Here is a 16,324-nt window from a genome sequence, read left to right as displayed (position 1 = left end):
TGGCCTAATCAATGGTTGTCGTGTATCCCCCCAAAATGGGGGCATGCTACTGTAATGCCGAGGTCAGACGCATTGCGTTATCAATGTAGCGCCTCCAGAACCCTCGTTCGGACCACTCCGAAAGGGGGAGTGGACGGGAGTTGTTGATGTACACCTCAGCCAAATCTGTAAGCTGATCGATCAGCACGCCGCGCGCCGCCATCACAGAAACTTCATAGTTTAATCCGAAGCTTCTCATATCCATGTTGGACGATCCCATGATCGCCACGGCATCGGCGTGCGGGTCCGCAACCATAAACTTGGAATGCAGCACCGCAGGGGCGCGATACAGGTGGATATTCACCCCCGCCTCCAGCAGACCCTGATAATAGCTGGATTGCGCGTGGCCGACCATAAACTGGTCGGACTCCTCGTTGACCAGCAAGTCAACCTGCACCCCACGATAGCAGGCGGTGGTAATGGCCTCCAGCAAGGATTCATCCGGGATGAAATACGGGGAGCACAAAATGATCCGCTCCTTGGCGTGATGCACCACCGTATTGAAGATCCGAAGGTTTGGCTCCGTGGTGTATCCCGGCCCCGAAGGCACCATCTGCAGGATATTCTCCGCGGAGGATTTCACCGTGGGGTTCGGGGCCACGATCGCCACGTTTTCACCCGACTCCTGGTACCAATCCACCGCAAACACCATTTCCATCGAGGCGACGATCGGGCCGGTGAGTTCAACCATAATGTCGATCCAGCGGCGATCGTGCTTGACGTTCTTTTGCAGTAAGTACGTGTCATCGATGAGGTTTTGGGAGCCCATGAAGCCGACGCGGCCGTCGATAATCACGAGCTTGCGGTGATTGCGCAGGTCAGGCCGCCGGAAACGCCAACGCCAGGGTTGCAGTGGCAACATCAAATGCCAATCCACGCCAATCTCCGTGAGGCGCCGGCCCAACGATAGATAGCCCCGGTATTTCCACGAACCCACCTGGTCAAACAGCAGGCGGACCTTGACGCCGCGGGCGGTGGCGCGCTGCAATGCCTGGAAAAACACGTCGGTGCTGGAGTCCCAGGCCACGATATAGACCTCGACGTGGACGTACTCCTTCGCCTCGTCGATAACTTCGGCCATACGGTCGAATGTGGCCTGGTAATCCGTGTGCAGGCCGACGACCGTGCCGGGCAGCGCGGGCATGCCGGTAAGGCGGCGATTCAGCTTGACCATCGAACAGAGTTCCGAGCCGACGTCTTCGCCGTCCGGGAGGTCCGGCAAGTCCGCATGGATATCACCGGTCATCGCCGTGGCTTCCTGCTGCACGCGGTGCCGGCGGCGGTTAATGTACGGGCTGCCCATGAGCAGGAACAGGGGCAAGCCCACGATAGGCAACACCAAAATGGCGAGCAGCCACGCGTTGGAAGAGCCTGGCTTGCGGCCTTCCGGCACGGTACCGATGGCCATGATCTTGATCGTGTAATCGAAAATCAGACCGACGGTCTGCCACCATTCCAGGTTGATATCTAGCATTAGACCTCGTAATCCACGATCACAGGGGCATGGTCGGAAGCGCCCTTGCCGGAGCGCTCATCGCGATCGATAAAACCGCCGGTGGCGCGTGCCGCAAGGGCAGGCGTGGCCAGCTGAAAATCGATCTTCATGCCCTCGCCCCGCTGGAACCGCGCGCCTTTGTAGTCCCAGTAGGAGTAGCCGGCGTCGAAACGCCGGGAGGTCTCCACCAGGCCAGCCTCCTCAAGCTGGGCGAAGGCGATGCGCTCCGGCTCCGTCACGTGCGTGGCGCCCGCAAAGGCCTGAATGTCCCACACGTCGGTGTCAAAGGGGGCTATGTTCATATCGCCCAAATAGACAGCCAGTTCGGGAGCCTGGAGGGCGTGGCGGCGCAGCGCATCCAGCCAGCGAAGCTTGTAATCGTAGTGGCGGTCCGCGATCTCCCGGCCATTTGGCACATACAAGCTCCACACGCGAACGCCGCCGCAGGTAGCGCCCAGCGCGCGGGCCTCGAGCTGTTGCGGCTTTTCGGGATCCTTATGAAAGCCGGGTTGGCCCGCGAAATGGTCCTCGACGTCGGTCAATCCAACGCGCGACGCGATGGCTACGCCGTTCCACTGGTCATAGCCCACGTGTGCGACTTCATAGCCGACGCCCTGGAACATGAGGTATGGGAATTGCTCGTCTTTACACTTGGTTTCCTGCATGGCGAGGACGTCCACGTCCTGCCTGCTCAAGAACTCAAGGACTCGATCCGCGCGGGTGCGAATCGAGTTCACATTCCAATTGACAATTCGCATGCGTTCAAGATTATCCTTCCTCCGCATAGCGGTGTCGGTGGTGCTCAATGAAACCGAGTGTTTTATACAATTCAATGCCCGGGGTATTCGATGAAATCACTTGCAAATAGGCCGCCGAAGCGCCCAATGATCGCCCCCAATGCAACATCGAATGCCCGAGGGCGGTGCCGAGGCCGCGGCGTCGATAAGCGGGGGCAACCTCAACCGCCGAATAGCCCAGCCATGCGCGCCCGTCTTCGGAATAGGTCACCGTGCCGCGGGTGATAGCCACGGTGCTATCGCCGCAGGTCAGCCGCCCGAAGCCCATGTGGCCTTCGATGCTAGTGCGCAGCAAATTCAGCGCATGGACGGGCAGCGGTTTGCCGCGGAAATGGTACATATTCAGCCAGGCCTCGTCGGGTTGGTCATCCACGCGGAATTCGTAGCCTTCCGGCAGCTCGCGGACATCGATGGTGTCCAATGGACGCGTCATTACCAGGATATCCGGACCGCGCTTCCACTTCGCGCACACTACCTCCGCCGAGCGCGCGATTCGATCCGGAAGTAGGATACGCGTAGGCATATTTTGGCGTCGATAGAATTCTCGAATTGCCTCGAGAGGCACCTGGGAAAGGCCGGCGGAACTCCCCAGCGGAGCCGCGGAATTCGAGCGTTCCGTAATGCCATCGCCCGCCCGCAACAGCCACCCGTTGTGCCAAATGTGTTCGGTGCCGGGAAACGCCGCAGCCGTCGCTTGCTCCACCGCACGTATGTCCGAATTGCGCACGCGGCGCGGGGGTAGCACCTTGCAAACCTGCACCTGCTCGGCGGGGATAACCACGGCGTCCTTGTCGGAAGGCAGGCCGCCCACCGCCTGCGGGCGCACGGTGAGCGGGTCCAAGTCCAGCACGTGCCCGATGATGTCCGAAAGGTGCCCCGCCGAGCCCGGCACGTGACGTCGAACAATTACTCGATCGCCGAGTTGGGGCGCCCTATTCATCTACGTCCTCATCGTCGTGGCCGAAGGGGTCCGGGTCCACGCCCGGCAGCCAGCTCAGCCCGGCCTCCGTCCAACCGTTGCGCTTGACCATTTTTTTGGCTTGGCGCCGCCATCGGCCGATCAGCGTGTCCGTGTACACCAGGCCATCGAGGTGACCCACCTCGTGTTGGAAACAACGTGCGAGGAAACCGGTGCCTTCGATGGTGACAGGGTCCCCGTGTTCGTCGATACCCGTGACGCGCGCCCACTCCGCGCGGCCGGTGGGGAAGGACTCGCCGGGGACGGAAAGGCAGCCCTCATCGTCCTCGCCATCGGTGCGCGGCATGGTTTTCGGGATTTCCGAGGTTTCGAGCACAGGATTGATTACGCAACCGCGATGATAAGTGCCGTCTTCGTCGGGACAGTTATATACGAACAGCCGTTTGCCTACGCCGATTTGGTTCGCGGCGAGGCCGACGCCGTGTGCGCGGTCCATAGTTTCATACATGTCCGCTATAAGTTCCTGCAGCTCTGCTACAGGTTCTGTGACCGGCGCTGTGGGTGTGTGCAGTACTGGGTCGCCGTGGATGACGATGGGCCTAATTGTCATGTCTTCACACTACTCTGTGGCGCATCATACTAATCTGTTGCGCATGACTAAATTGAGCCCGTTTGATTCTGCGGTACTAATGTTCGAACAGGCCGCACCGCGTTGCGTTGGCACCAAGGAAGACGCCATCCGCGACGAGTTCGGGCTCAGCGCCGTCCGCTACCACCAGTATTTAAACAAGCTTATCGACGCCCCGGAAGCCTACGCCGAGCACCCGCAGCTCGTCGCACGACTCCGCCGAATCCGAGATAACCGCGCATCTCGTCGAGCTGCCGCTAAGATCTAAAACATGAGTAAGCCAGAGCAGAAACCCGCTGCCGAGCCACGCTTGCCGTTACGCGGACTTGCGATGATCCTGCTGGCAATTGCCGTCCTTTTCATCGCCTGGGGCATCTTTATGCTGTCCCGTGGCGCCGGCACCTCCGGTACAGATACCCAAGCCGCCGCAACCACCACGAGCGCTAGCGCCGAGGCTGGGGCTGGTACTGGGGCTGGTGCGACGTCCGCCGCGTCGGATGCCCAGCCGAGCGGCGAACAATCAACCGCACAACAAAGCGAAACCAATACGGCTGTGGCGAGTAGCGCGGTGACGCAACAGCAAGAAACCAATAATTCCGGGGCCTCAGATAACTCCGCACAGGGCGGCAAGGTGCCTGTGCGTGTGCTGAATAATTCCATGGTTCAAGGCTTGGGTCAGCGCGTGGCGGACCAGGTGCGGAACCAAGAATTCACGGTCTCTGAGGTTGGCAACTACTCCGAAAGCACGTTCCCCAGCTCGGTCGTGTACTACACGCCGGGTAAGGGTGATGAGGAGAAAACCGCCCGATCCCTCGCCGAATCCCTCGGTATTACCGCAGCCCCCCGGGACGCCCAAGCAGAACGTTTGCCTGCAGGTGTTGTCCTAGTTATCACACAGGATCTCCACCGCTAATGCTTCAGCCTTTTCAAGGATCACCGAAACCGACGTTGGGCATTGAGTGGGAAGTCGCACTCGTGGACCCAGTGACCCGCGACCTCACTCCCCGCGCCGCCGCCGTTATCGAACGTGCGAACAAAAACCACCCGGAGATACACCTTGAACGTGAGTTCCTGCAGAACACCGTCGAGCTGATTACCGGGGTGCACACGAACGTCCCCGATGCGGTGGCCGAGCTCCGATCCGGGCTCGCCGCAGTGATCGAGGCGGCGCACGCCGAAGGCGTCCGCGTGTGGTCCTCCGGGGGCCACCCGTTTAGCGACTGGCGCGATCAGCCCGTCTCCGACAAAGGCATCTACCAGGAGATCATCAAGCGCACCCAGTACTGGGGCCGCCAGATGCTGATCTGGGGAATCCACGTTCACGTCGGTATTTCGGACGCCGACCGGGTCTGGCCGATTATCAACGCCTTAATGACCCACTACCCGCACCTATTGGTGCTTTCCGCCAGTTCCCCCGCGTGGAACGGCCTGGATACCGGGTATGCGTCCAATCGCACCATGCTGTATCAGCAGCTTCCCACCGCCGGTATGCCCTTCGGCTTTGTCGACTGGGAACAGTGGTCCGAATACATGTCCGACCAGGCGATTTCCGGGGTAATCAACCACACTGGCGCCATGCACTTTGATATCCGCCCAGCCGGAAAGTGGGGCACCATCGAGGTTCGGGTCGCCGATGCTACGAGCACACTTCGGGAACTCGCGGCCGTCGTCGCGCTTACGCACTGCCTCGTCGTCTACTACGACCGGCTCTACGACACCGGCCAACAACTGCCTTCCCTGCAGCCCTGGCATCTCGCCGAAAACAAATGGCGCGCGGCGCGATACGGTCTCGACGCCGAGATCATTGTCAGCCGACAAACCGACGAAGTGCTGGTCAGGGATGATTTATTGCGCATGGCCCGGTTGCTCGAACCCCTTGCCAAAGAGCTCGGTTGCGACAACGAACTCGCCACCATCCCCGAACTCATCGAACAAGGTGCCGCCTACCAGCGGCAACGCAAGCTTTACGAGGAAACCGGATCTTGGCAGGCCGTTGTGGACGCCACCTGCGATGAGGTGGAAAGCCTGAAATAGCTCGACCGAAATAGCTCGCGCGAACACTAAAGCCACCCTGCCATCCGGCAAGGTGGCCTCCTGCTGGGCGCGCTCTTGCTCCGCGCCTGCCGAATCCGAACACCCGCTGACGCTAGTCGCAGTGGATCTCATCTCGGCGACAACACCATAACCAAAACCTAAGCTGCTCGAACCTCCGTCAGTGCTGGGCGGGCGCAAAAGCGACATGGTTACCAGCATTAATAAATAACTAGGCTAGCGCAGGTAACGGGACGCATTTGCCTTACTTATTCACATCATCGACCTAGTTAGCAAAAGCGTTACGTACAAATAATCCAATTATTGGGGCACCGGCGTAGGGGGCTCCGGAGGCCGTTTGCGCTTCGCGCATCCGAGACGGATTTCGCCAAATCCATTGCCTTGTCTTTTGGCTGCAATCACCCAATCCGTCAAACTGATTTTCCAATTCGCCGAATCCACTCCCTGCATTATGCTCCCCAGCCTGCTGCCCATTTCGTGCGCAATAAACGCTCCCATTTTGGGCGAATATGCATTCGGTAGCTGCCGCATACTTCAACGCGAAGCACTCATTTCGTGGTTGCCCTAGCTTCCGCCACACCCCCAGCGGTTGCCCACCTTCGCCAGCCAGCAAATCGACTCGATTGCGTGCTAACTAGCGGCTTATTGCTTGGTGACGCTGCCGAGCCAACCCTTTCGCCCTCCCGGCCTATCGGCACGATGGCGCGCAACAGCTTCTAAGCCTAGCGGGTGCGCAGCAGCCTTCAAGCCTAGCCGGCGCGAAGCAGCCTTCAACACTAGCGGGTGCGCATGCCCCTACGGAGTCGGATATATGCAAATAAGTTTCCCCTGTTACTGGTTCCAGTCGCTCGGTGTTGAGACGTTCGCACCGGTGAGGGAGCGAAGGGCGAATGGATTCCAACCGCCGCCGCGCTCAAGTGGATCGCGCACGATTCAAAATGGCCATTTGAGGCCCTCTAGTTATTGCGTGGGTACTCCAGTGCCCCCAAAAACGCTCATGCGGCGAAATCGGTAGTGTGTCACTTAACAAGTTGAACGTTGTCTACCGATATTTTTTACATCAAAATCCCGAAATCTGTGTAAAAAATATCGCAGCGGCAGCCCTGGGCGGCCCAGAGCGATGAAAATTACACAAAATCGGCGTTTCGTGTGTAAAAAACTTCATGTGAAGTGCGCTACCTATTGCTATGGGCTGTCTTCCGATTGATTGGGGTACGTTGAGGGGAGTTTTACTGCGGCACATCCCAATGCAGCTGGATCTATCCGAAGTGTCCCCGCTGTCGATGTGCGATGCCTGTCTGGAAAGTGGGTATGAAACAATAAATGATTGGCCACTAATGAATTTCCGTCGTAGCAGCCCCTCTGAGGCCGTGAAATCCGCTACCCTTGGTCGACTATGGTCAACTTCCCTTAATTGCGCCATTTTGATGCGGTAGGCCGTCCACAACCTATTGGCAGGTCCGGAGTTGAACGTTGTCTACCGATATTTTTTACATCAAAATCCCGAATCTGTGTAAAAAATATCGCGGGGGTGGCCCTGGGCGGCTCTGAGCGATGAAAATTACACAAAATCGGCGTTTCGTGTGTAAAAAACTTCATGTGAAGTGCGCTACCTATCCGTATAGCTCCGATGGCGCCGAGTTTTGCAGCGCTAGCGCTAGGTTTGTCTCGCTGGCGCCTGATTTTGCTCGTCCGCCGCATGGTCTGCTGCTGGCCAAGGCGGATTTCTGCGGATCCGGGCCGGAAAGCTTCGCCGCGGCGCCATATAGGCCCACCCAACGAAGGGAACACTAAAGAACCTAGACGTGTTTGCGGGCGGCTTTTTTGCCTTCGGTGTCATCGCGGGACAGGAAGGCTTCTTCGTAGAGGCCTTCTTTGCGGGCGATTCGGCCCACGCGTTGCGCGACCACAGGGGCTGTGAGCAGGGCAAACAATATGATCAGGAAGAGCACGCCTAGGTCGCCAAGTTCGCCGGGTCCGAGTTTGTCGGAATTGAGCACGTGGAGGTTGGTTCCGGTGATGGTGCAGATCAGCCCCAGGGTCTGGGGTTTGGTCACGGCGTGGAGTCGGGACATGGTGTCGCGGAAGCGGACCAATCCGATGGCGGCGGAAAGTGCCAAGACGGCGCCGCAGAGTAGGAAGAAGAGGCTGAGGGCGTTCATCATGAGGCGTCGTCTCGCTTTCGGAATCGAGTCAGCGCCACTGTGCCGATAAAGCCGAGTAGCGCCACCACCATCATGGCGTTGGAAACGGTGGTGTCAATGGTCCAGCAAATATACACGGCCAAGGAGCATTGGATCATGGCGCCGGTAGCGTCCAGCGCCACGACGCGGTCGAGAGAATTTGGCCCAACGAGGAGCCGGTACCCGGTGATCAGAAAGCTAAGCATAAAGATGCCGGTGGCTAGGGTCAGGCCGATGGTGTAGTAGTCCATGGTCACCTCGTTACGAATATTTGGTTCAGCCGGGCCTCCAGCTGGTTGATGTTTTTGATCTCCCGTTCGATCGTCGCATGGGACGATCCGTCCAAGAGGTGCACGGTTAGTTCCCGGTTATCCAGGTCAAAGTCGCTGACGGTTCCCCCGGGCTGCAGGTTCAAAATCCCCACGGCGAAGGAAAAGACCAGGTCATCGGCGACGCGCATTGGTACGCGCACGAGCGCGGCGGGCGGTTGTTCGGTGCGCCTTAAGGCGATCCAGGCCACGTTGCAGGAGGATGCCACCAATTGCCAGCAGAACGTTAGTGCGAGCCAGCCGAGGGGTAGCCAGCGGATGCGCGTGACGGCGACGGGCAGTTTCGGCAGCGGCAGCCCAAAGGTGATCAGCAGCGCCAGCAGCAGCCCGGCCAGGAAGTTGCCTAGAGAAAGCTCGCCCCACATGAGGATCCACATGAGGGTGAGCCAGATGATGGAAACTGGCCGGAAGCGGCTCATTTTGCCTCCTGTCCGGGTAGGGTGCGCCCAGGGTTGTCGGCGTTGGTGCCGAGTACGGCGTTGCGGTAGTGGTTGACGTCCTGCGCGGATTCCGCCGAGCGCCCTGTGACGCCAGAGATTGGCCCCGCCAATAAGGTGACGCTTAACGACGCCGCGACTAGCAGGCTCGTGGGCAGCACCATGCCCCAGGGCATGCGGCCCACATCGGGGCGTTCGGAGACGGGAACCATATTGATGTTTTCGGTAAGCGGCCGGGGCCGAGCGAAGGCCATTTCGCCGTCGGGCGCGTCGGAGCGGTCCCGCCAAAAGGCCTTCGACCATACGATCGTCATGGTGTACAGCGTGAGCAGGGAGGTTATCACCGCGCCGCCGATTAGTAGCCAGGGCATAAAGCCACCGATTTCGGCGGCCGCCTCCAGGAGCAGGAGTTTGCCCAGGAAGCCGGAGAAGGGCGGGATGCCGCCGAGGTTCAAGGCGGGGAGCAGGTAGAGCACGGCGAGTAGGGGGGAGGTATAGGCGAGGGAGCCGAGGCGTCGTAACGAAGAAGAGCCGGCCTGGCGTTCGATCAAGCCCACCACGAGGAAGAGCGCGGTTTGCACGAGGATATGGTGCACCGCGTAGAAGATCGCGCCGGACAGCCCCAGGGCGGTGCCGAGTGAAATCCCCATAATCATATAGCCGATATGGCTGACCAGCGTAAACGACAGCAGACGCTTGATATCGTTTTGGGCCATGGCGCCCAGAATGCCCACGATCATGGTGGCGAGGGCGGCCCACATGAGCCAGGCGTCGAGGCGGCCGTCGGTAAACACTACGGAGCGCAGCCGAATAATCGAATACACGCCCACCTTGGTCAGCAGCCCTGCAAACACCGCCGTCACCAGCGCCGGGGCGGTGGGGTAGGAGTCCGGAAGCCACGAATACAGGGGGAACACCGCCGCCTTAATGCCAAAGGCCACCAGCAGGACGGCGAACAACGCGCCGCGGGTACCCGCCGGAATCTCTTCCATGCGCACCGAAATCTGGGCCATGTTCATGGTGCCCACCGCGGCGTAGATCAGGGCTAGGGCCAGCAGGAACACCAGTGAGCTAAGCATGGACACCATGACATAGGACACGCCCGCGCGCACGCGGCCCGGGGAGGCGCCGAGGGTGAGCAGCACATAGGAGGCGACAAGGAAGACCTCGAAACCCACGTACAGGTTGAACAGGTCTCCGGCCAGGAAAGACATGTTCACACCCATGCTGAGCAGCAGATATGCGGGCAGGAAGACCGCCACCGGCTCGTCTTTGCTGCCGTCGCGCACACCCTGAGCGATGGCGTACAACATCACGGTGAACAACACTAGGGCGCTGACCGCCAGCATCATTGTGGAAAGGCGGTCCGCAACCAAGGTAATGCCTACGGGAGCGTCCCAGCCGCCGACTTGCACGGCCTGGATGCCGTGGGCGTCGACAAGCACGACGAGCGCGCAGGTAAGCACGATCAGCGCGGTGAGCGTCACCAATGAAATCAGGCGCTGCAACCGGCGATTCGGAGAAACCAAGGTAAGCGCGGCGCCAATCGCGGGCAGAATCACGGGTAGCGGAACTAGGTAATTCATGTTTGCTCCTGCGCTTCGATCGGAGCTTCGAAAAACTGGGGGCCGAAATTATCGCCGCTGGCGGTGGGGCGGCCCGTCAGCGGATCATCGGAGGCGTCCCGGTCAGGGGCGGTAGCGGTAGTGCGGGAAGCGATAGCGGTATCCTCGGAATCATTATCAATCAGGTCGGCGGTGCGGTAGCGATACTGCCGGTACGCCAACGCCAGCAAAAACGCGGTCATGGCCATGGAAATCACGATGGCCGTGAGAATCATGCCTTGGGCGAGCGGGTCCGAATCGTCCACACGCAGCGCCGAATTGCGGCCCTGAATCGGCGGCGCGCCCGCCTTACCGCCGGCGATCAGCATCAAGAGGTTCAGCCCATTGCCCGCCAGGAGCAGGCCGAGCAACATGCGCGTCATGGAGCGGTCCAGCAATAGGTAGGCGCCGCACGCCACCAGCACCCCGCAGGTGAGCAACAGGAAGAAATTAGCAACCATGTGTTAACGCTCCTTTCGGGCCAACCGGCGGGCGCGGTCGCGGGCGCGCTGCTTACGCAGGTCTTGGTCGATATCCAATTGGGCACCCAAGCTGCGCAGGATATGCAGGACTAGGCCGATCACGATCAGGTACACGCCGGCGTCGAAGAACACCGCCGACACGATATGCAGCTCGCCGATCCGGGGCAGGGTCACGTCCCATACCGTGCTGGTTAATGGGGGATAACCCAAGGTCAGGGGCACAACCACCGAGGCGGCGGAGATAAGCAGGCCAACGCCGAGGATGCGGCCGGCGTCGATAGGTATCGCCTCCTCGAGCTCGTGCCTGCCGCCCGCCAAATACCGCAGCGTGAACGCCAGCGCCGCCACCAGGCCGCCCGCGAACCCGCCGCCGGGGGCGTTATGGCCAGCGAAGAAGAAGTACACGCTAAGCAGGATCATGCTGTGGAATAGAACGCGTGTGCTTACCTCGACCATGAGGGAGCGGTTGCGGTCCATATTGGCGTCCGACCTGTCCGTGGCCAACCACGGGCTGCCGCCGAGGCGCAGGATCGGCCGCCGCGACGCCCTGTTAAAGCTGCGCGTGCGGTACACGAGGGAGGCCACGCCGGTGGCCACGATCACCAGGACGGAAATCTCGCCGAAGGTGTCCCAGGCGCGGATATCCACCAGCAGGACGTTGACCGCGTTAGCGCCGTGACCGATATCCTTGGCCAGGGTAGGAATTACGTTCGAAATCGGGGTGGCGGTGCGGGCGCTAATGGCGAAGGCGCCCAGCACGGTGACCGTCAGCCCGACCGCGATGGCCAGCCACGCGCGCACCCGAATATAGCCCTGCGGTTCCGGCGAGTTGCTGGGGAGTTTGCGCAACACCAGTACGAATACCACCATGGAGATGGTTTCCACGAGCAGCTGCGTCAGCGCGAGGTCGGGCGCGCCGTAGAGTGCGAAAATCACGGAAAGCCCGTAGCCGGTCAGGCCCACCATGATCAGCGCGGAAAGGCGGTTGCGCAGTACCGTTGCGGCGATCGCCGCGATAATAATAAGGACGGCCACGAACGCTTGTACGGGTGTTCCCCAAAGCTCCATGCGGATGGTATTGCGCCTGCCGCTGATCAGCGCAAACAGCGGGAATAGGACAAGTGTTCCCAGGATAATGGCTTCGTTGAGCGGCAGCGAACCGCGTTGCGTCACGGCCGTCATGCGCATGGACACCCGCTGCAGCCCCTGAATAACCAGGTCGTATGCGGCGCTGGCATTGCCCAGCGCGGGCTGCCGGAAATGCAGCTTTGCCACCGTTGCTCGCTGCCAGTGCAAGACCGAACCGGCGGCGATAACTGCGCAGGTCAGCGCCAGAACCGGGGTAAACCCATGCCACAGCGCCAGGTGGTGGTCGCTTGCCGACGCCCCGTACACCCCCGTGATGTGCGTAGCGATCGCCGCGTCCAGTGGTTGCGGCAGCACGCCTAGGGCGAGGGAGCCGATGGCCAGCAGTACGGGCGGAATCCACAATCCCGGGATTATCGAATGCATATTTGCCACGGCCGGGCTGGTGCCGTGTTTGCTGGCGAACGCTCCGTAGAGGAAGTACAGGCTATAGGCCACGGTGAGGATCGAACCCACGACCGCACCCGCGAGCGTGAGCTTGGCCGGCATGCCGGTAAGGGCCTGTTCGTAGATCAGCACCGTAAGCACCTGCTCCTTGGCCACAAAGCCCAGCATCGGTGGCAGGCCCGCCATGGACGCCGCCGCGAGAATCGCAATGACGGCGAGGCCGGGTTGCTTCGCGCCGAGGCCATCAAGCTTGCGGATGTCCCGGGTGCCGGTGGCGTGGTCGATCGCACCCACCACCATAAATAGGCAGGCCTTGAAACATGCGTGCGCGACGGTGATGGCCAACCCAGCGAGCAAGGCCGCCCGCGAACCAATGCCCACAATGGATACGATAAACCCGAGCTGGGAAACCGTGCCGTACGCCAGCACCAGCTTGAGGTCCTGTTGGCGGAGCGCCATCCAGCCGGCCATGATCATGGTGAACAGCCCGCACGGGATGATCACTAGGTGCCACGCCGGGATGACCGAAAAGCTTGGCGAAAGGCGGGCGACCAGGTAGATGCCAGCCTTGACCATCGCCGCCGAGTGCAGGTAGGCGCTCACCGGGGTGGGGGCCGCCATCGCGCCCGGCAACCAGAAGTGCGCCGGGGCGATCGCAGACTTGGATAGCGCGCCCGCCAGCAATAGCACCACCGCGAATCGCACATTCGGCGTGCTGTACAGGTTCCTGTAATCCGCCAGGCCGGAGAAGGTCCACACCCCGGTTTGTTGGCCGAGCATGACGATGCCCATCAACATGGCTAGGCCGCCCAGCGTGGTCACCATCAGGGCTTGGCTGGCCGCGCGCCGGGAAGATGCGCGTTCCCCGTAATAGCCCACCAATAGATAGGAAAGGATCGAGGTGATTTCCCAGAACACATACATCAGCAGCAGGCTGTCCGAGATCACCAGGCCCACCATGGCCAGCGCAAACGCCACCATTTGGGAGGCGAACACCGCTAGCCGGCGGCGGTTGAATTCGAAATAGCCCCAGCAATACACCAGCACGAGCGCGCCGATGCCAAGGATAATCAGGCAGAACAATGCGGAGAGTGCATCCATGCGGAGATCCAGCGTGAGGTTCGCCGCGGAAAGCCACTCCATATGAAATGTCTGTGGGGTGAAACCATGAATAAAGAGGGAAACAATCCAGCCGGCCCCGGCCGCTGGCACCAAGGCAAGAACGCCAAACGCACGATTACCCATGCGAAGAACCAACAGCGGAGCGAGACAGGAACTAACAGCTAGGGCAGTGAGAAGCGTGAGCACGTGGTGGTTCTTTGAGTCCTTGAAGGTTGGGCGATGAACTAGCCTCGGACGCACTCCCCGCCGCCGGAAAGTGTGTCACGAGCGACATCTACCAGTGTACCTGTGGCGCGTTCATGTGCTGAATACACTCACTTCCGGTCCGGTAGTAGGCGGCTTGTTCGAGTGGTGCAAACCCATTGGTTGACGCCCATTGCATCGGCATGGGAAAACCCCAGGTGGGCAGGTTGTGCCGGGGTCCTGGGGTTGGGGATGCTAGCCGTGCAGGCGGTGAGCTGCGGAGCTCATCGCGGCAGCGGCGGAAAGGTCGCGGTTGGAGCCGAATCCCATTGCCCAAGCGCGGTGGTTGTTCTCGCAGGTGTAGATGAAGGTGACTGTGGCCTCAAAGATTTCGAACTGGTGGAATTCCAGGATTTCAACGCGGCGGCCGGCGTCGGCAAGCAGGTTGGTGCAGGCGGAGATGGGGCCGGTGGCGCGGATTTCGCGGTGCGTGGTGGTGCGAGAACCATCGCGGCTGTCCGTGATGGTGGCGGTAAAGCGGTAGGTGGATCCGCGCAGCTTGGTGGATTCGATGTGGTGAATCCGCAATTCGCTGGCGGGGGCATAGGTGGCGGTAAAGGTGCGCCATTCCATGCCGCGAGCTTCTTCACGCAGGCCGCGCGGCAATTGGTGGCCGAAGCGAGCCCGGAACGGGTCATCTGCAAAGAAGCGGGTGGTGGTGCGGATCGGCGATCCGACGGGGCTGCGCTGCGTGTCGCGGTGATATTCAACCGTGGTGGAGCGCATGGATTTGGTGGAGCGGGTCGGGCGAGTAGCGGTGGTAGTGAACATTTCGGTCCTTGGTGGATTCGTATCGGATTGTGTTGTAAGGGGACCGACTCTGATGCTGGGTTACTAACGACTACTTCCCCGAGGTGAAGGGGTCAGTCCTATCCTTCACCGGGGTACGTAGCCTTCGCTACTCGCCTAAGTCGTAGGGAATCAATGATGTAAGTCACAAAGGGCATGGTAACCAGCGTCACAACACGGTGCAAAAACCTGCGGAAAATTGGGGGTACCGCCCATACCCCCAATTCGGACTATTTTTTGTAGTTGAGTAGGAACAATGCCTCCGCAATGGCAATGTCCCGGATCTCCTCCGGCGCAACGGATTCATTGGCGGAGTGAATGGTGGTGAGCGGCTCCTCGACGCCGAACAAGGCCAGCTCAGCACCCGGGAACGCCTCCATGAGTTTGGTGCACAACGGGATGGAGCCGCCGGTGCCCACGGTCACGGTGGGGGTGCCATTGTAGGCCGCGGTCAGGGCGTCGGAAAGCGCCTGCACAGCGGGCCCTTCGGTGTCGCAGCTGAATGGATTGAACACCTCGAACGGGTGCACGGAAAGCTGGGCCCCGTATGGAACATTGTTGCGCAAGTGGGCGCACACGGCATCGACCACATCGGCGGCCTCCATGCCCGGCGGCACGCGCAAGTTTAGGCGGGCGGAAGCGGACGCGGGAACGGCATTGACGGCCTCGGCAACGGGGGTAGAGGTAAAGCCGGTGATGATGATCGCGGGCCGCATCCACGCCATATCTGCCGGCTGATCTTCCGAGGTGCCCATCAATTCGACCCCGTCCAGCACGCCGGCGTCGGCACGGAAGGCATCGCGGGGGTAGGGCTGGCCCTCCCACACGCCGGTGCAGTCGATGCCTTCGATGGCGGTGCGGCCGTGGGCGTCGAAAAGCGTGTTTAAAACGCGGATCAGCGTGGCGGTTGCGTCCGGCGCCGCACCCCCGAAACCGCCCGAATGTACGGGCGCACGCAAGGTATCAATTCGAACGTCTATTTGCGCCCCGCCCCGGAGCGTGGTGGTCAATGTCGGGGTGCCCAGCGCGGCGTTGCCGGTATCGGCGATCAGGATCACATCGGCGGCAAACAGCTCCGGACGTTCGGCGATCAGCGCGTCCAAGCCCTCGCCGCCGCGCTCTTCCGAACCCTCGATGACCACGCGAATGCCCAGGTCAGTGCCGCCCAGCTCGGCCACCGCGCGCAACGCCGCCAGGTGCATGACCAGGTTGCCCTTGCAATCGGCGGTGCCGCGCCCGTACCAGCGGCCGTCGCGTTCGGTGAGGGTGAAGGGGTCGGAAAGCCAGGCGGCGGGGTCCCCGGCGGGCACCACATCGTAGTGCGAGTACAGCAGCACGGTGGTCGCCCCGGGCCGGTTGCCGATGATGGTGGGCGCGTTGTCCACGGTCTCGTACACGGTCACGTCCAGGCCCAGTTTTTCCAGCGCCGCCGCCACCCAGTTCGCCGCAGCCGCGTGGTCTGCTTCGCACTGAGGTTCGTTGGATACCGAGTTGAAGGCGACGAGCTCGGTGAGGTCTTGGCGTATCTGTTCCTGCTGCTTTTCGACGGCCGCGCGCACGGCCGCCGCACTCAACTTGACGTTCATGCATGCCTATTCTAATCGGCCCGATACACCCTTGAGGGGGCGGAGCCGGACGCACGCGAAATCGAACACCCGCGGGGAGAAGTGCT

Annotated in this window: 15 protein-coding genes; 3 read left to right on the top strand and 12 right to left on the bottom strand. The window is 61.0% G+C overall.

From position 1 onward, the window contains the following. Positions 1-46 precede the first annotated feature (46 nt). From cls to CCANI_RS12230, 4 genes are read right to left on the bottom strand one after another with little or no spacing between them, the layout of a single operon-like run. Positions 47-1,513 (bottom strand): cardiolipin synthase, encoded by a 1,467-nt coding sequence (cls, locus tag CCANI_RS12245; protein WP_146324611.1) that lies wholly within the window; start codon positions 1,511-1,513, stop codon positions 47-49. Then, positions 1,513-2,292, bottom strand: coding sequence for an exodeoxyribonuclease III (locus tag CCANI_RS12240; RefSeq protein WP_146324612.1), 780 nt, complete (start codon positions 2,290-2,292; stop codon positions 1,513-1,515). Before CCANI_RS12240 ends, cls begins: the two co-directional genes overlap by 1 nt. 10 nt (positions 2,293-2,302) lie before the next feature. Next, positions 2,303-3,271 (bottom strand): N-acetylglutamate synthase, CG3035 family, encoded by a 969-nt coding sequence (locus CCANI_RS12235; RefSeq protein WP_146324613.1) that lies wholly within the window; start codon positions 3,269-3,271, stop codon positions 2,303-2,305. Continuing rightward, positions 3,264-3,860 (bottom strand): peptide deformylase, encoded by a 597-nt coding sequence (locus tag CCANI_RS12230; protein WP_146324614.1) that lies wholly within the window; start codon positions 3,858-3,860, stop codon positions 3,264-3,266. The genes CCANI_RS12235 and CCANI_RS12230 overlap by 8 nt, the downstream gene beginning before the upstream one ends. 43 nt (positions 3,861-3,903) lie before the next feature. Between CCANI_RS12230 and CCANI_RS12225 the strand changes: the two genes are divergently transcribed. From CCANI_RS12225 to CCANI_RS12215, 3 genes are read left to right on the top strand one after another with little or no spacing between them, the layout of a single operon-like run. Next, on the top strand, positions 3,904-4,146 hold the full coding sequence (locus CCANI_RS12225) for a DUF3263 domain-containing protein (protein WP_146324615.1): 243 nt from the start codon (positions 3,904-3,906) through the stop codon (positions 4,144-4,146). A 3-nt stretch (positions 4,147-4,149) separates the two neighbouring features. After that, complete coding sequence (locus CCANI_RS12220) at positions 4,150-4,791, top strand: LytR C-terminal domain-containing protein (RefSeq protein ID WP_146324616.1); 642 nt, start codon at positions 4,150-4,152, stop codon at positions 4,789-4,791. Further along, positions 4,791-5,912: a glutamate--cysteine ligase gene (locus tag CCANI_RS12215; protein WP_146324617.1), complete on the top strand. Its 1,122-nt coding sequence runs from the start codon at positions 4,791-4,793 to the stop codon at positions 5,910-5,912. Before CCANI_RS12220 ends, CCANI_RS12215 begins: the two co-directional genes overlap by 1 nt. A 1,817-nt stretch (positions 5,913-7,729) precedes the next feature. On the opposite strand, the gene mnhG is transcribed toward CCANI_RS12215, so the two are convergent. The 8 genes from mnhG to CCANI_RS12175 all read right to left on the bottom strand — a co-directional run bounded on the left by mnhG (position 7,730) and on the right by CCANI_RS12175 (position 16,238). Then, positions 7,730-8,095 (bottom strand): monovalent cation/H(+) antiporter subunit G, encoded by a 366-nt coding sequence (gene mnhG / locus CCANI_RS12210; RefSeq protein WP_146324618.1) that lies wholly within the window; start codon positions 8,093-8,095, stop codon positions 7,730-7,732. Further along, positions 8,092-8,364: a monovalent cation/H+ antiporter complex subunit F gene (locus tag CCANI_RS12205; protein ID WP_146324619.1), complete on the bottom strand. Its 273-nt coding sequence runs from the start codon at positions 8,362-8,364 to the stop codon at positions 8,092-8,094. Before CCANI_RS12205 ends, mnhG begins: the two co-directional genes overlap by 4 nt. 2 nt (positions 8,365-8,366) lie before the next feature. After that, positions 8,367-8,861 (bottom strand): Na+/H+ antiporter subunit E, encoded by a 495-nt coding sequence (locus tag CCANI_RS12200; RefSeq protein WP_146324620.1) that lies wholly within the window; start codon positions 8,859-8,861, stop codon positions 8,367-8,369. Beyond that, on the bottom strand, positions 8,858-10,465 hold the full coding sequence (locus CCANI_RS12195; RefSeq protein ID WP_146324621.1) for a Na+/H+ antiporter subunit D: 1,608 nt from the start codon (positions 10,463-10,465) through the stop codon (positions 8,858-8,860). The genes CCANI_RS12200 and CCANI_RS12195 overlap by 4 nt, the downstream gene beginning before the upstream one ends. Next, positions 10,462-10,944: a Na(+)/H(+) antiporter subunit C gene (locus CCANI_RS12190; protein WP_146324622.1), complete on the bottom strand. Its 483-nt coding sequence runs from the start codon at positions 10,942-10,944 to the stop codon at positions 10,462-10,464. The genes CCANI_RS12195 and CCANI_RS12190 overlap by 4 nt, the downstream gene beginning before the upstream one ends. 3 nt (positions 10,945-10,947) lie before the next feature. Next, a complete protein-coding gene (locus CCANI_RS12185) occupies positions 10,948-13,806 on the bottom strand; it encodes a Na+/H+ antiporter subunit A (RefSeq protein ID WP_146324623.1) in 2,859 nt (952 codons plus the stop codon). Positions 13,807-14,058: 252 nt separating this feature from the next. Further along, on the bottom strand, positions 14,059-14,634 hold the full coding sequence (locus tag CCANI_RS12180; RefSeq protein ID WP_146324624.1) for a 2-isopropylmalate synthase: 576 nt from the start codon (positions 14,632-14,634) through the stop codon (positions 14,059-14,061). A gap of 248 nt (positions 14,635-14,882) precedes the next feature. Further along, a complete protein-coding gene (locus CCANI_RS12175; RefSeq protein WP_146324625.1) occupies positions 14,883-16,238 on the bottom strand; it encodes a dipeptidase in 1,356 nt (451 codons plus the stop codon). Between the last annotated feature and the right edge of the window lie 86 nt (positions 16,239-16,324).

This window comes from Corynebacterium canis (assembly GCF_030408595.1).
Lineage (GTDB): Bacteria > Actinomycetota > Actinomycetes > Mycobacteriales > Mycobacteriaceae > Corynebacterium > Corynebacterium canis.
The sequence above is the reverse complement of the archived record's forward strand: the minus strand, read 5'-3'. Positions and strand labels throughout refer to the sequence as shown.

What these genes read in the sequence shown, in the direction of transcription:
- cls (WP_146324611.1), bottom strand. Translation starts at nt 1,513, where the DNA reads ATGCTAGATATCAACCTGGAATGGTGGCAGACCGTCGGTCTGATTTTC.
- CCANI_RS12240 (WP_146324612.1), bottom strand. Translation starts at nt 2,292, where the DNA reads ATGCGAATTGTCAATTGGAATGTGAACTCGATTCGCACCCGCGCGGAT.
- CCANI_RS12235 (WP_146324613.1), bottom strand. Translation starts at nt 3,271, where the DNA reads ATGAATAGGGCGCCCCAACTCGGCGATCGAGTAATTGTTCGACGTCAC.
- CCANI_RS12230 (WP_146324614.1), bottom strand. Translation starts at nt 3,860, where the DNA reads ATGACAATTAGGCCCATCGTCATCCACGGCGACCCAGTACTGCACACA.
- CCANI_RS12225 (WP_146324615.1), top strand. Translation starts at nt 3,904, where the DNA reads ATGACTAAATTGAGCCCGTTTGATTCTGCGGTACTAATGTTCGAACAG.
- CCANI_RS12220 (WP_146324616.1), top strand. Translation starts at nt 4,150, where the DNA reads ATGAGTAAGCCAGAGCAGAAACCCGCTGCCGAGCCACGCTTGCCGTTA.
- CCANI_RS12215 (WP_146324617.1), top strand. Translation starts at nt 4,791, where the DNA reads ATGCTTCAGCCTTTTCAAGGATCACCGAAACCGACGTTGGGCATTGAG.
- mnhG (WP_146324618.1), bottom strand. Translation starts at nt 8,095, where the DNA reads ATGATGAACGCCCTCAGCCTCTTCTTCCTACTCTGCGGCGCCGTCTTG.
- CCANI_RS12205 (WP_146324619.1), bottom strand. Translation starts at nt 8,364, where the DNA reads ATGGACTACTACACCATCGGCCTGACCCTAGCCACCGGCATCTTTATG.
- CCANI_RS12200 (WP_146324620.1), bottom strand. Translation starts at nt 8,861, where the DNA reads ATGAGCCGCTTCCGGCCAGTTTCCATCATCTGGCTCACCCTCATGTGG.
- CCANI_RS12195 (WP_146324621.1), bottom strand. Translation starts at nt 10,465, where the DNA reads ATGAATTACCTAGTTCCGCTACCCGTGATTCTGCCCGCGATTGGCGCC.
- CCANI_RS12190 (WP_146324622.1), bottom strand. Translation starts at nt 10,944, where the DNA reads ATGGTTGCTAATTTCTTCCTGTTGCTCACCTGCGGGGTGCTGGTGGCG.
- CCANI_RS12180 (WP_146324624.1), bottom strand. Translation starts at nt 14,634, where the DNA reads ATGTTCACTACCACCGCTACTCGCCCGACCCGCTCCACCAAATCCATG.
- CCANI_RS12175 (WP_146324625.1), bottom strand. Translation starts at nt 16,238, where the DNA reads ATGAACGTCAAGTTGAGTGCGGCGGCCGTGCGCGCGGCCGTCGAAAAG.